Here is a 14,324-nt window from a genome sequence, read left to right on the forward strand (position 1 = left end):
CTTTCCCGGTATTGCCTGCAAACGACGTGTCCTGCCTGTGAATCTCTGGCGCCGGAGGGGACAGGGCGCGCCGTCGTGTGTAATCCTGTGTTCCGAAAGAGCTTGGCCATGCGCTTTTCCAACGATTTCCTCGATGAAATTCGCGATCGGCTTCCCATCAGCCGGCTGGTCGGCACGCGTGTAACGTTCGACAAGCGCAAGACCAACGCGGCCAGGGGCGATTACTGGGCCTGCTGCCCCTTCCACGGTGAGAAGACGCCGAGCTTCCATTGCGAGGATCGCAAGGGACGTTATCACTGCTTCGGCTGCGGCGTCTCGGGGGACCATTTCCGTTTCCTGACCGAGCTTGAGGGCCTGAGTTTTCCCGAAGCAGTGGAGCGGCTGGCCGATATGGCGGGGGTCCCTATGCCCGCGCACGATCCAGAATCGGAGCGCAAGGAGAAGGAGCGGGCCAGCCTCACGGATGTGATGGAGATGGCCAGGCATTTCTTCCAGGATTGCTTGCAGGGGCCGCAAGGCGCTGAGGCGCGGGCCTATTTGCGCGGGCGGGGCATCACCTCCGCAACACAACAGCTCTTCCGGCTGGGCTTTGCCCCCGATAGCCGCAACGCACTGAAGGAGCATCTGGCCACACGCGGGGTGACGAAGGAGCAGATGGAAGCTTGCGGCCTCGTCCGACACGGGCCGGACATTCCGGTATCCTACGATTGGTTCCGTGGCCGCATCATGTTTCCGATCGAGGATGCGCGCGGACGTGTGATCGCCTTCGGCGGGCGGGCGCTCGCGCCGGATGCCTTGGCGAAATACATGAACTCGCCCGACACGGAGCTCTTCCACAAGGGCAGCGTTCTCTACAATCAAGCGGCAGCGAGGAAGGCCGCCCGTGAGCGGACCGTGATCGCTGTCGAAGGCTATATGGATGTGATCGCGCTTGCCCAAGCCGGGATCGAGAATGTGGTCGCCCCGCTTGGTACCGCGCTGACGGAACGCCAGCTTGAGCTCCTCTGGCGCATGGCGGACGAACCCGTTCTCTGTTTCGACGGGGACGAAGCAGGTCTGCGCGCAGCGTGGCGGGCGGCCGATCTGGCGCTGCCCCTGGTACAGCCGGGCCGCTCCCTCGGCTTCGCCCTGTTGCCCGAAGGCAAGGACCCGGACGACCTGCTGCGCGAGGCAGGCAGGGATGCCTTTGATGCAGTGGTGGCAGCAGCCCGGCCGCTTGCGGACATTCTTTGGATGCGCGAGACCGCCGGCCGAACTTTCGACACCCCCGAGCGGCGGGCCGAACTGGAGCAGTCATTAAAATCCCTTGCAAGCCGCATCCGCGATGAAAGCGTACGCCGGCATTATGCGCAGGACATGCGCGAGCGTGTGCAGAATTTCTTCGGCACGCCACGTGAGGGAGCGTGGAGCGGCCGTCGCGGAGGCTTCGGGAGCAGGCCGCCGGGACGGCCCGGCATCGCGGCAGGAAGATTGGCTGTTTCCGAGAGTCTTGCCCGTTCCGCTCTGGTGAAGTCTGCGGGCGGCATCATGCCGCTGCGCGAAGCAGCCATCATGGTGGCGCTGGCAAACCATCCTGTTCTGATTGATGAGTTTTTTGATTCCGTTGAGAAGATGCCGCTCGAAAGCGCCGATCTCAGGAAGCTCCGAACGGCATTGTTTGATGCCATTGCCCATAATCCCGGCCATGATCGAGATGCGCTGAGGGAAGTAATCGAAGCATCCGAAGCGGGCGAGGCGCTTGAGCGTGCCGAGGCGCTGGTGCGACGTGCGCGCCAATGGCCGGCGCTGGCCGAGGCCGCTCTTGAGGATGCGCGCGAAGCCTTCCAGCAGGCCTTGCACTTGCAGTTGAGCGCCGGCTTTCTACATAAGGAACTCAAGGCGGCCGAGCAGGCGCTTGCAAACGAGCCAACGGAAGAGAACTACCGTCATCTCGTAGAGATTCAGGCGCAGCTTCGCAACGTTCAGGCGACCGAAGCGCTGATTGAGGGCTTTGGGCTATTATCCGGGCGCGCCGAGCGTTCCTAGCGGTCCGGGTTGTACGAGGGAGGCACTGATTCGCGTTTCTGTCGAGAATCATGGCAGATTTGCTTGACGTTGACGCTGAATAAGGGAATCAGGATCGATTCGAAAAGCGGTTCAGTGGATCCGCAGCAGCATAGGAAACTCCCCGACATGGAACTGGCCGGAAGGTCGCTGGAGATGTCAGGGTTAATCGGGCTTTAACGCGGCAGCGCTTAGAGCCAGCGGAGCGAAGGCAGCAGGTGCCGCTTGAGGCGACACTAGCCAGCGGCATGTGCGTGGAGAATGGAAGGCATGGCGACAAAGGAAAAGGAAGAGGTCGAAACCGAACGCGAGACCAGCGACGGTCCTCTGCTCGACCTTTCCGACGACGCGGTCAAGAAGATGATCAAGGCCGCGAAGAAGCGCGGTTATGTGACCATGGACGAGCTGAACGCGGTGCTCCCCTCAGGTGAGGTGAGCTCCGAGCAGATCGAGGACACCATGGCGATGCTCTCGGAAATGGGCATCAACGTCGTCGAGGATGATGACGAAGCAGGCGATGAAAGTGAAGAGGCCGAGGAAAGTTCCATGGAACTAACCGAAGCCAGCAGCACCGCGATTACGCCCGCAGCCAAGAAGGAGCCGACGGACCGCACGGACGATCCCGTGCGCATGTACCTGCGCGAGATGGGATCCGTCGAACTGCTTTCGCGCGAGGGCGAGATTGCGATTGCTAAGCGCATCGAGGCAGGCCGGGAGACGATGATTGCCGGGCTGTGCGAAAGCCCGCTCACCTTCCAGGCGCTGATCATCTGGCGCGACGAGCTTAATGACGGCAAGATTCTCCTGCGGGAGATCATCGACCTTGAGGCGACCTATGCCGGGCCGGAAGCCAAGCAGGCACCGGTGGTGACCCGTCCTGACGAGGATTCCAAGCCAGCGGACGACAAGTCCCGCCGTACGCACGACAATGACGATGTCACCAATGTTGGTGCTGAATCTTCCTCGGAGGATGACGACGAGGAAGAGGATGAGGCCAATCTTTCGCTTGCTGCCATGGAGGCCGAGCTCAAGCCTGGCGTCATGGAGACGCTGGACTTTATCGCCGATACCTATGTGAAGCTGCGCAAATTGCAGGATCAGAAGGTGGAGTCGAGCTTGGCGGATGCTGACAAGCTTTCGGCTGGGCAGGAGCGCCGCTACAAGGAGCTGAAGGACGAGCTCATCAAAGCAGTCAAGTCGTTGTCGCTCAATAACCAGCGTATCGAGACGCTGGTTGAGCAGCTTTATGACATCAACAAGCGCCTTGTTCAAAACGAGCTAAAGCTTTTCCGCCTTGCCGAAAGCCACGGCGTGCGGCGCGAGGATTTCCTAAAGGCCTATCAAGGCTCGGAGCTCGACCCGAATTGGGCGGCTACGGTGGTTCAGCTCCCGCAGCCGGGCTGGAAGGTATTTGTCGAGAACGACGCAGAAGCGATCGAGGCATTTCGCTCGGAAATTCAGAACCTTGCCCAGGAGACGGGAATTTCCATTGGCGAGTTCCGCCGCATCGTCAATCAGGTACAGAAGGGCGAGCGCGAGGCTGCCATCGCCAAGAAGGAGATGGTGGAAGCGAATCTGCGCCTCGTGATCTCCATTGCCAAGAAGTACACGAATCGCGGCCTGCAATTCCTTGATCTCATTCAGGAAGGCAATATCGGCCTGATGAAGGCCGTGGACAAGTTCGAGTATAGGCGAGGCTACAAGTTTTCCACCTACGCGACGTGGTGGATCCGGCAAGCGATCACGCGTTCGATCGCCGACCAGGCGCGCACCATCCGCATTCCAGTGCACATGATCGAGACGATCAACAAGATCGTGCGCACAAGTCGCCAGATGCTGCACGAGATCGGCCGCGAGCCGACGCCGGAGGAACTGTCGGAAAAGCTCGCCATGCCGCTTGAGAAAGTGCGCAAGGTTCTGAAGATCGCAAAGGAGCCGATCTCGCTCGAAACGCCGGTTGGTGATGAGGAGGATTCACATCTCGGCGATTTCATCGAGGACAAGTCCGCGGTACTGCCGATCGATGCAGCTATCCAGGCCAATCTGCGCGAGACGACCACACGTGTACTGGCCTCTCTTACCCCACGCGAGGAACGGGTCCTCAGGATGCGCTTCGGCATTGGCATGAACACCGATCACACGTTGGAGGAGGTGGGCCAGCAGTTTTCGGTGACTCGCGAACGTATTCGCCAGATCGAGGCCAAGGCGCTTCGCAAGCTCAAACATCCGAGCCGGTCGAGAAAGCTGAGGAGCTTCCTAGACAGCTAATAGTCGAAAAGCTATTAATCATAAATAGTTGAAGACCGGGCGCGATGCCCGGTCTCGCTTTTTCTGCCTCCATTTCAGCCCATTTTTGGCTTTTACAGTTGGTTCTGTGGGGGCATTGTACAGCACCAAGGACGTACCCTCATGAAACGTCGTCACTTCATCAGGGGGCTTATCGCTGCGGGTGCCTGCCCGATTTGCACGAAAACCGGCCTTGCCGGAGCACATTGGACCTATGGAGGCGAGGCAGGCCCTGAGCACTGGGGGGAGCTTGACCCGGATAACCTCGCCTGTTCCGCCGGCATGCAACAATCTCCGGTTGATATCTCCGGCGATATAGAGGCAGACCTCCCGGACATCGCACTTGGCTGGAAGCCGGGTAGGGGCGTGATGGTCAATAACGGCCACACTATCCAGATCAACATGGTTGATGGAGGCACGCTCTCGCGCGGAGAGGAAAGCTACGAACTGCTGCAGTTCCACTTCCATGCGCCGAGCGAGCACAGCGTGAGGGGCCAGTCCTTCCCGATGGAGGTGCATTTCGTACACAAGAATCCAAGAACGGGGTCCCTAGAAGCGCTCGGCATTTTCCTTGTGCCCGGCCGCAACAACGAAACTTTCCGCCAGCTTGCGGAGGCCTTTCCCAAGGAACAGCATGGTGAAGCTTCCTTCAACAAAATTGACCCTAGCGGCCTTTTGCCCGCAACGCTGGAATACTGGCTTTATGCGGGATCATTGACGACTCCTCCCTGCAGCGAGGATGTTGTCTGGATGGTCGCGCGGGAGCCGGTTGAGGTGAATGGCGCCGATATCGATAAATTCACCGCCATCTACTCCATGAATGCCAGGCCAATCCGGCGGCCAAACCGGCGCTTCATTCTGACGTCGGACTGAGCCGGTGGAACGTTGTGCAATTCCGGGAAAAGTGCGTACCGGTGTTCTTTCCGGAGTTGCGAAATAAAAGACCTAGATCATTTCAGACTCTCCATGAAATCCTGAAATGATCTAGGTTTCCCGGCAGTAGCTTCCGCCGGTTGGTCTTTGCGCTCTATATTGCTCCGGAAGCTGCATAAGGGAAAGGAATGTCACGCCAGACCACCCTCACCATCCGTACCTCTGGCCCGGGTCTATATGAGTTCACCGGCGAGGCGGTGGATTTTGTCGGTCGGCAGGATGAGCGGGAGGGGTTGCTGACCGTCTTCGTGCGGCACACCTCGTGCTCTCTCCTCATCCAGGAAAATGCCGACCCGGATGTGAAACGGGATCTGGACGAATTTTTTCGCAGGCTCGTGCCGCCGTCAGATGATCCGTCCATGCACTGGATAACACATCGGATCGAGGGGCCGGACGACATGCCGGCCCACATCAAAGCATCGCTCATGCAAACCTCCATCTGCATTCCCGTTGCAGGCGGTCGGATGGTGCTTGGCACATGGCAAGGCATCTATCTCTACGAGCATCGGACAGGAGAGCATCAGCGCCATGTGGTCCTGCATTTTTCCTGAGCCTTGTACAGTGCCGGCTGTTGTTTCTGTTCGAATCTGCGCTTTCGCGCTACATAAATGGAAAGGAAAAGGAGAGCGCCATGTCATTTCTGAAACGGCTTTTTGGCGGCGGCGGGAGCAGGCAATCGTCCAAAGAGGAAGTGGTTGGCGGCTCGCAGGAGCATAAGGGCTTTACGATCCGCGCAACGCCATTCGCTGAAGATGGGCAGTACCAGACCTGCGGCGTCATCTCCAAAGAGGTGGATGGTACGGTGAAAGAGCACCGATTCGTTCGTGCCGACCGGTTTCCCAGCGCGGATCTGGCTGCCGAACATGCATTGCGCAAGGGCAAGCAAATCATCGACGAGCAGGGCGACTGGATCTTCAGCCAGCAATAATCCCTGTTTCGGCTGGCCTCAATCCTGGCAGGCCGAAACGCTACTGGTCCGCCGAAAGCGTTGCAGCACACATTTGATCGCGTGCTGAAGCAACACCAAAGGGGCTGCTGCACCTATTCCAATGAACGACATCCCGCTCTAGGTGCCGAAAGTGGTGCCGGGCTCGGAAGCGACAATTTCAACGAGCTCGACATCGAAGATCAGATCCTGCCCGGCTAGCGGATGATTGCCGTCTACGGTGATTTCGACGTCATTGGCATCGACGACGGTGAGCGGGATTTCCTGACCCTCGCGCGTTGTCGCTGTCAGACGCGTCCCCGGTGATACATCGAGGTCCTCCGGCAGAGCGCTGCGGGGCACCTTCTGGATCTGGCGCTCGTCACGCTGCCCATAGGCATCGTCGGCCGGGATGGTGACAGTCGACTTCTCGCCAACGGCCATGCCTTCTACGTGCCGTTCCAATCCCGGGATGATCTGCCCGCCACCGACCTGAAATTCCAAAGGCTCACGGCCATTCGAAGAATCAAACTCGGTTCCATCCTTCAACCGTCCGCTATAGTGTACGCGAACGACATCGCCGCTTTTGGCCTGTCTCATCTGTCTCTCTCCCTTAAATCCTGCCGAAGATTGACATAGACGGGCGACGGATGTGTTCCCGCTCTATGCATGAGAGTTGCGATCCGCGCTTGGCAGAACGCAATGTTTCCTACTGTTGTGGCGCGGAAGAACAGCATCCTCACCCGCAACCGCGCCGCAACGCGCGACATGAGAGCTGTTCATGCCGCTTTCAGCTAAGGTTAGGGCGAGGGTGCTGGATGTAAACCCTTGACGGATTCTTTTGCGGACCTGCTAATTGCCATAATGGGGCCAGTCGAAACCGACGGTCTCGCGCACCGTTCTATAGCGGTCTCACCAGAATATTTTCCAGCGGCATCGTTATTTCGCGCCGCCGAGGCGGGAGGCTCTTCCATTTCTCCTATTCCTATTTCAGCCATTATCCGTCTCTCTGGTAAGAGCCAAGGATGGGAGAGAAACCGGACATCCTGACATTCTTGTCGGCATCGTCAGGTGAATTTCTTCACCGCGCCCTGCCGGTGCTGCCGGCAAGACGATCGAGCTGCTGGCGGATGTGCGACGCTTCGGCGGGCGTGCGCGCAAGCGCTATGGCGCGGTCAAAGGAGTCGCGGGCCTCGGCATCGCGGCCAAGCTCTTTCAGAAGCGCCCCCCTTAGCCCATGGAAGTAGAAGTAGCTGGAAAGACGTTCCCCCAGAGGCTCAATGAGCGCGAGAGCGGGCTGCGCCCCGTCGGTTTTGAAGACGGCAACTGCCCGGTTCAGCGTGACAACCGGGGAAGGCTGCATGCGTTCCAGTGCCTTGTAAAGAAGCTCAATCTCGCTCCAATCCGTATCTTCTGCCTTCGCCGCACGGGCGTGCACGGCAGCGATCGCGGCCTGAACCTGATAAGGGCCGGGGACGCGGTGGCGCATCGCCTTTTCGGCAAGAGCGATGCCTTCCGCGATCTTGTCATTGCTCCAGAGCGCGCGGTTTTGGTCCTCCAGAAGCACGATATTGCCATCGGCATCGAGCCGTGCGGGGGTGCGCGCGTGCTGAAGAAGCATGAGCGCAAGGAGCCCCATGATTTCCGGCTCGGCAGGGAAGAGCCGCAGGAGCAGACGGGCCAGCCTTATCGCCTCCTCGCATAGCGGCTCGCGGACAGGCGCTTCGCCGCCGCTTGCCGAATAGCCCTCGTTGAAGATGAGATAGATCATCGCCCCCACCGCACCGAGCCTCTCGGCGCGCTCCGCAGCGCCGGGAGCGCCGAAGGGCACGTTTGCGGCAGTGATGCGGCGCTTGGCTCGCGTGATGCGCTGCTCCATTGCCTTCTCATTGACCAGAAACGCGCTGGCGATCTCGCGGACGGTGAGGCCGGAAACGATTCTGAGTGCCAGCGCAACCTGCTGCGTGGCAGGCAGATCCGGGTGGCAGCAGATGAACATGAGCCGCAAAATATCATCGCGATACTGAGAATCATCGAGCCGCTCGACCATGTCAGCCTCCGCGTCATCCAACTCGGAAATGACATTGTCCGGCGGCAGTCCCGTCGTTCGGCTGCCTCGGCGTACCTGATCAATCGCGGCGTTGCGGCCCACAAAGATGAGCCAGGCGGCCGGATCGCGCGGCGGGCCGTTAACCGGCCACGTTTTCAAGGCCCGCAGGCATGCTTCCTGGAAGGCTTCCTCGGCCCGGTCGAGATCGCGGAAATAGCGTAGAAGTGCACCCATTGCCTGAGGGCGAGATCCTGTCAGCGCGGTCTCTATCCAGGCCAGATCGCTCATGATTTCACATCTGCCGTTTCGGGCAATGCGCCTTTTTCGAAGACGCGCAAGGCGCGGATTTCGAAAGTTCCGGCCTCGCCGTCTTTCAGCCGCTTGGCAAAGGCGATCACTTCCTCAAGATTATCGCCATCAACGATATAAAGGCCAAGCAGTTGCTCCTTGGTCTCTGCAAAAGGGCCATCAAGCACGAGCTGCTCGTTGCCGGAGGCGCGTATGGTTGTTGCGCCGGTGGTGGGAACAAGCCTGATTGCCGGGCCCATCTTGCCCTTGTCCACCCATTCCCGAGCGACCCGCTTGCGCTTGGCAAGCACCGCCTCGTCCTCGGCCTTGGACCAGGACATGACAGCGTCTTCGTCATTGTAGCAGAGTATCGCGTAAAGCATCCGGTACATCCCTCTCGGTGGAAGACGATCCAGAATGCCTTATGCCGACAGGGCGGGTCGAGGTTTTTTCACGCAGTGGAAGCAGGTGACAAGCAGCCTGATTTGCCTGCTTTCTCTTGCGCTACAGCAAAATCCGGCTATCTAGTCGGCTCCGATATGAAAACGCTCACCATCCGCCAGCCTGACGACTGGCACCTGCACCTGCGCGACGCTGCGATCTTGAAAGCAGTGGCGCCCTTTTCCGCCGCGCACTTTAAGCGTGCCATCATCATGCCCAACCTGGTTCCGCCGGTGGTTACCGCCGCTGACGCCATGGCCTACCGGGAGCAGATCGTGGCCGCTTTGCCGCCCGATAGTGATTTTCAACCGCTGATGACGCTCTATCTTACGGAAGGAAGCCGGGCGGATGACATTGAAGCGGGATTTCGCGACGGCCTGGTGACCGCGGTGAAGCTTTACCCTGCCGGAGCAACCACCAACTCTCAAAGCGGGGTGCGCAACATCGAAGCGGTGATGCCCGTTCTGGAACGCATGGCGGAAATAGGAATGCCGCTTTGCATGCATGGCGAGGTAACCGATCCCGCTATTGATATATTCGATCGCGAAGCTGTCTTCATCGAGCGAGTACTTCAGCCGCTGCGGCGCCGGCTTCCTGAACTGAGGATCGTCATGGAGCATGTGACGACGAAGGACGGCGTCGATTTCGTGCAAGCGGCGGGAGAAAATACGGCCGGGACGATCACCACGCATCACCTCATCATCAATCGGAACGCCATCCTGGCGGGTGGGATCCGCCCCCATTACTATTGCCTTCCCGTGGCCAAGCGAGAAACGCACAGGCTGGCCTTGCGGAAGGCGGCAACGGCCGGCGAGGGGCGTTTCTTCCTTGGCACGGACTCCGCGCCCCATGTGGATCCGCTGAAGGAATGCGCCTGCGGCTGTGCCGGCGTTTTCAACGCGCCCAACACGCTCGCCTGCCTTGCGCATGTCTTCGAGGAAGAGGGTGCGCTCGACCGGCTGGAGGCGTTCACCTCGCTCAATGGTCCATCCTTTTACAAGCTGCCGGTCAATGAAAGGCACGTTACGCTCAGGTGGAATGACGAACCGGTTGAGGTGCCCAGCAAGATCAACGCGGGCGGCGAGACCATCACTGTCTTCGATCCAATGTTTCCCATCCACTGGAGCGTCGAGAGCGGGGCTTCCTGAGATTTGCCGCAGTGACGTTCCCGCGGTGCCCTGAGCAAGCAAGACAGAACCGAATATCCTGGCAGAAACATCAAGAACGGAGCTCGTCCATGTTCGCCAACACCTTTCCGGATAAAGAGCTGATCGCCGACACAGTGGCCAGGATGCTCATCGAGATCGAAGCCGTTCATATCCGCGCAGGCGAACCCTACACTTTCACCTCCGGCCTCAAGAGCCCCGTCTATATCGATTGCAGAAAGCTGATCTCTTACCCGCGCATCCGCTCGGCCATAATCGATTTCGGCGCTTCCGTCGTGCTGCGCGACGCAGGCTTTGAGCAGTTTGACATCGTGGCAGGGGGGGAGACAGCCGGCATTCCGTTTGCTGCCTGGCTGGCGGACCGGCTGGCTCTGCCGATGCTTTATGTACGCAAGAAGCCGAAGGGCTTTGGCCGCAATGCGCAGATCGAGGGCGATCTGGCGGAGGGCGCACGGGTGCTGCTGGTGGAGGATCTTACGACCGATGGCGGCAGCAAGATCAAGTTCGCGGAAGCGATCCGGAACGCGGGTGCGAATGTGACCGACACCTTTGCCGTTTTCTATTACGACATTTTTCCGGAAGCGCCGGACCGTTTAAAAGCAGCCGGCATGCGGCTCCACTATCTTACCACCTGGTGGGATGTTCTAAGAGTCTGCCGGCGCGACAATCATTTCGGCACGGAGGCGCTGGATGCGGCTGAAAGCTTCCTCAACGCGCCTCTGCAATGGTCTGCAAAGCATGGCGGCATTGCCGAGTTGAAGCGAGAATAGTTGACGTACACGTAAAAGCGGGCAAGGCTGATCCTCAAAACCGGAGGATCGGAAATGTCGCTAGCGGGAAAGACCCTTTTCATCTCAGGTGGCAGCCGGGGCATCGGATTGGCCATTGCCCTTCGTGCCGCGCGTGACGGCGCCAACGTCACGATCGCGGCCAAGACGGACAAGCCTCACCCGAAGCTGCCTGGCACGATCCACACCGCGAAAGATGAGATAGAGGCTGCAGGCGGAAAGGCGTTGGCAGTCATCTGCGATATTCGCGATGAAAAGCAGGTGAAAGAGGCAGTCGCCGCGACGGTCGAGCGCTTTGGCGGCATCGACATCTGCGTCAACAATGCAAGCGCGATCCAGCTTACGGGGACGCTGGAAACGGAAATGAGGCGCTTTGACCTGATGCATCAAGTCAATACGCGCGGCACTTTCCTCGTTTCCAAGACCTGCATCACCCATTTGAAGGAATCGGAAAATCCCCACATTCTGAATCTCTCCCCGCCACTTGACATGCAGGCCAAGTGGTTCAAGAACCACGTCGCTTACACCATGGCCAAATTCGGCATGTCCATGTGCACATTGGGCATGAGTGCGGAGTTCGCTGCCGATGGTATTGCCGTTAATTCACTTTGGCCCCTGACCGCCATAGACACGGCTGCGGTACGCAACCTTCTCGGTGGCGAGGCCATGGCACGCATCAGCCGCTCCCCGAAAATCGTGGCGGACGCAGCCCATGCGATCCTCTGCCGCCCGGCAACCGAGTGCACGGGAAATTTCTTCATCGATGAAGTTGTATTGCGGGAGGAGGGCATCACGGATTTCTCCGGCTACGCGCCAGGTGTGGATGTGCTTGCAAGCGATTTCTTTGTCCCAGACGCTGTTCTGGAGAAAGTCAATACAAGACTACGGAGGTTGGAAGTATAAAGGAGGCGCCTGCTTTCAGGGAACTTTTAATGGGTATGTTCGTTTTCTTACGTCGATCGAATGGAGGATGAACATGCGCGCAGTCAACATCATCACTCTTCTTCTGATCATTATTGGCGGGCTGAACTGGCTGCTGGTAGGACTTTTCCAGGTGGATCTGGTTGCTGCGATTTTCGGCGGTCAGGAAGCTATTCTCTCCCGGATCGTCTACATACTGGTAGGTCTGTCAGCCCTGTGGCAACTAATGCCATTGTTCCGGACCTTCAATGAAGACGAAGTAATTGCCCAACGCCACTAAGCACCGAAGTGGTTCGTTTCCGTAGACGTTCGGGCCCGTTCGGGCCCGAACCGGCTTTACGCAATCACTACCACGTGGCGCGGAACCCGATGCTGCCGCCGACGCGATAGCTGTCGGTGAAGTGTGCAAAGCTGCTCTTGGCGGTAGCCTCGCCATAGACCGAGTAATGGTTGTCCGCCCAGTTGTAAGTGCCGCCCATTCCGAGGCCACCCCACAATGTCTGCTCCTCAGTAACGAAGTCTACATCGGCAACCACGACATGGGAGCGGTTGCGGAAATCGTAATAGATATTTGCAATGCCGTAGAGCTGGGCGCGGGCGAGCTTACCATCCGCGTCCTGCCAATCATTCGTGCGTTCCGCCGCGATGCCGATCCGGCCCGTCAATCTCTCTGAATCGGCGAGGCTTACCAGTGTGTCGAAGGGGCCGGAGAAATCATCATAATCCACCGAGGAGAAGGAAAGCTGGGCTTGCGGTGTAACCGACCAAAGAGCCGCCAGATCAAAGCGCATCCCGCTCTCAACGCTCAGCGCGTAGCCAATGGCCTTATTGTTCTCCACTAGCTTTGTGCCGAGCGCTTCTGAGCCCAGGTCGCTTTCATAGCGGCTCACCTGTGCCTGGCCGTCTACATAAAACCCGGACGGCCCATACCATGTCAGGCTTGCGCCACCGCCATAGCCGATTGTGTCGATGGAGCCTTTGCCGTGGATGGCTTCGACGTCGGCTTTGCCAGTTCCGTAATGAACGCTGGCACCGCCGAGCAGCACCCCATAATCCCCTTCTTGTAGCAGCACGTCGGCGCCGGCTTGTGCCTTCCATATACCTTGGGAGAATTCGAACCCCGCGGTGCTCTCTTTCGGAATAAAGTGGCTGGCGCTGCCTTTCAGTCTGAGCCAGAGGCCGCTGCTTTCGACCACGGCGCTTTCATAGATCTCATCCGGTATTGCAGGCGGCCAGCTCTTCAGATCCATCACCGGCATTGCTTCGGGAGAGAACCTGTTGAACCAGGTCCTGTTGCCGAGCCGCTGCTGCAATGTCCCCAATCCGTTCAGGTCCTGCAGCGTGTTGGCATAGGCTTCATATATCGGAACGCCCGGTTGGTAATAATCGGAGCGCAAATACCAGTCGCCGTCATTGGGAGTGTCGATGCCGCCCTGGTAGAGCATGTACGCATAGGCGCCATTGATGATCGCCTGCTGCCCACTCAGATCATAATCTCCGATGAGCCTGAATTCGCCTTCCGAGAGACCGCCGACATCGATGATTTTGATCTCATCCGCGGGCTCACCCTGACCGCCGACATGATTGACCTTCACAAATGACTTTCCCGAAGTGGAACCGGCCACATTGAGCCTGTCCGTCACTGCGGCGTCGCTCAGATCTGTGTTAAGGGTGAGCAAGCCATCCAGACCAATATAGTCGCTTTCGATTGTGACGGTGTTGCCGAGGGCACCGCCATTGAGCATGATCGTGCCGCTATTGGTCAGGTTGCCGTCAATGGTGAAGTTTCCCGCCGGCCCTCCTTCAAACAGGGGGAGAGCGTCGGCGGCTGCGATTATCCCGGCATTTTCTACCGGACCTATGGCCGTGCCGTAGCCGCCAAGAATACCGCCGGCTTTGACGTCAGTTTTGCCGCCGCTCAACAATCGTGCGCTCGGATGATTGGCATCGCCAACCGCCAGCACGCCGCCCTCACGTACGATCGTTCCATGTACCACGGTTGAAAGCCTGTTTATCACCAGGTTCCCACCGAATACGTCGATCGTGTTGGAACTGGACGTGCCGTTGATGAGCGCGGTGCCGGAGTGGATCGAGATATTGTCGATGCCGGTGATGGCGTAGCCGGCGCCATAGGTGAAGATATCGTCTTCTTCTACCATGAAGTCGATGTTGGCAAGCCCCTGTCCGACGATGTTGCCGTCGATGCCCCCGCTATAAATGTTCAGTTGGTCGGCATAGGCGGAGAGCAGGATGTCGCCGGAAATCTTGCCGCTCCGTTGCTCTAGCGTGGAAGCTGCGCCCATACCTGTCAGGTCTATCGCGGCATCCGCGCCCGTGATGTCCCCTGAATTTTCGACAATCACTGCGTGGTCTATTCCGATCGCGATCGCCTTATCCGCGGTGATCGTGCCGCTATTCGTCACGAAGCCGGTTGCATTCTGTCCGGTAAAGTAGCCAAGGAACTGGTCGACATCGCGCACGAG

The 14,324-nt window shown here is 58.8% G+C and carries 13 protein-coding genes; 9 read left to right on the plus strand and 4 right to left on the minus strand.

The window, feature by feature from the left end:
• Nucleotides 1–108 precede the first annotated feature (108 nt).
• The 5 genes from dnaG (at nt 109) to HUS57_RS06395 (ending at nt 6,190) form a co-directional block, all read left to right on the plus strand.
• On the plus strand, nt 109–2,025 hold the full coding sequence (gene dnaG / locus HUS57_RS06375) for a DNA primase (protein ID WP_173932029.1): 1,917 nt from the start codon (nt 109–111) through the stop codon (nt 2,023–2,025).
• 288 nt (nt 2,026–2,313) lie between these two features.
• On the plus strand, nt 2,314–4,311 hold the full coding sequence (gene rpoD, locus HUS57_RS06380) for an RNA polymerase sigma factor RpoD (protein WP_173932030.1): 1,998 nt from the start codon (nt 2,314–2,316) through the stop codon (nt 4,309–4,311).
• Nucleotides 4,312–4,452: 141 nt separating this feature from the next.
• A complete protein-coding gene (locus HUS57_RS06385; RefSeq protein ID WP_173932031.1) occupies nt 4,453–5,202 on the plus strand; it encodes a carbonic anhydrase in 750 nt (249 codons plus the stop codon).
• A gap of 188 nt (nt 5,203–5,390) precedes the next feature.
• Nucleotides 5,391–5,813: a secondary thiamine-phosphate synthase enzyme YjbQ gene (locus HUS57_RS06390; RefSeq protein ID WP_173932032.1), complete on the plus strand. Its 423-nt coding sequence runs from the start codon at nt 5,391–5,393 to the stop codon at nt 5,811–5,813.
• 80 nt (nt 5,814–5,893) lie between these two features.
• Nucleotides 5,894–6,190 (plus strand): HlyU family transcriptional regulator, encoded by a 297-nt coding sequence (locus HUS57_RS06395; RefSeq protein ID WP_173932033.1) that lies wholly within the window; start codon nt 5,894–5,896, stop codon nt 6,188–6,190.
• A 138-nt stretch (nt 6,191–6,328) separates the two neighbouring features.
• On the opposite strand, the gene HUS57_RS06400 is transcribed toward HUS57_RS06395, so the two are convergent.
• From HUS57_RS06400 to HUS57_RS06410, 3 genes are all read right to left on the minus strand, one after another.
• Nucleotides 6,329–6,787, minus strand: coding sequence for a peptidylprolyl isomerase (locus HUS57_RS06400; protein WP_173932034.1), 459 nt, complete (start codon nt 6,785–6,787; stop codon nt 6,329–6,331).
• Between the two features lie 481 nt (nt 6,788–7,268).
• Nucleotides 7,269–8,525 carry an RNA polymerase sigma factor gene (locus HUS57_RS06405; protein ID WP_173932035.1) on the minus strand — a complete coding sequence of 419 codons (1,257 nt, stop codon included), beginning with the start codon at nt 8,523–8,525 and terminating at the stop codon, nt 7,269–7,271.
• The gene (locus HUS57_RS06410; protein ID WP_173932036.1) at nt 8,522–8,908 is read right to left on the minus strand and encodes a YciI family protein; all 387 of its coding nucleotides are present in this window, start codon (nt 8,906–8,908) and stop codon (nt 8,522–8,524) included. Before HUS57_RS06410 ends, HUS57_RS06405 begins: the two co-directional genes overlap by 4 nt.
• Nucleotides 8,909–9,064: 156 nt before the next feature.
• On the opposite strand from HUS57_RS06410, the gene pyrC reads away from it, so the two are divergent.
• The 4 genes from pyrC (at nt 9,065) to HUS57_RS06430 (ending at nt 12,121) form a co-directional block, all read left to right on the plus strand.
• A complete protein-coding gene (gene pyrC, locus HUS57_RS06415; protein ID WP_173932037.1) occupies nt 9,065–10,114 on the plus strand; it encodes a dihydroorotase in 1,050 nt (349 codons plus the stop codon).
• A gap of 89 nt (nt 10,115–10,203) precedes the next feature.
• Entirely contained in the window at nt 10,204–10,902 is a 699-nt protein-coding gene (locus HUS57_RS06420; protein WP_173932038.1) for an orotate phosphoribosyltransferase, read from the plus strand.
• 54 nt (nt 10,903–10,956) lie between these two features.
• Nucleotides 10,957–11,823 (plus strand): NAD(P)-dependent oxidoreductase, encoded by an 867-nt coding sequence (locus HUS57_RS06425; RefSeq protein ID WP_173932039.1) that lies wholly within the window; start codon nt 10,957–10,959, stop codon nt 11,821–11,823.
• Nucleotides 11,824–11,896: 73 nt separating this feature from the next.
• A complete protein-coding gene (locus HUS57_RS06430; protein ID WP_173932040.1) occupies nt 11,897–12,121 on the plus strand; it encodes a DUF378 domain-containing protein in 225 nt (74 codons plus the stop codon).
• A 67-nt stretch (nt 12,122–12,188) separates the two neighbouring features.
• Here the strand turns inward: HUS57_RS06430 and HUS57_RS06435 are convergent, their stop codons facing one another.
• Nucleotides 12,189–14,321 carry an autotransporter outer membrane beta-barrel domain-containing protein gene (locus HUS57_RS06435; protein ID WP_173932041.1) on the minus strand — a complete coding sequence of 711 codons (2,133 nt, stop codon included), beginning with the start codon at nt 14,319–14,321 and terminating at the stop codon, nt 12,189–12,191.
• Nucleotides 14,322–14,324: the final 3 nt, after the last annotated feature.

This window comes from Chelativorans sp. Marseille-P2723 (assembly GCF_902809845.1).
Classification (GTDB): domain Bacteria; phylum Pseudomonadota; class Alphaproteobacteria; order Rhizobiales; family Rhizobiaceae; genus Chelativorans.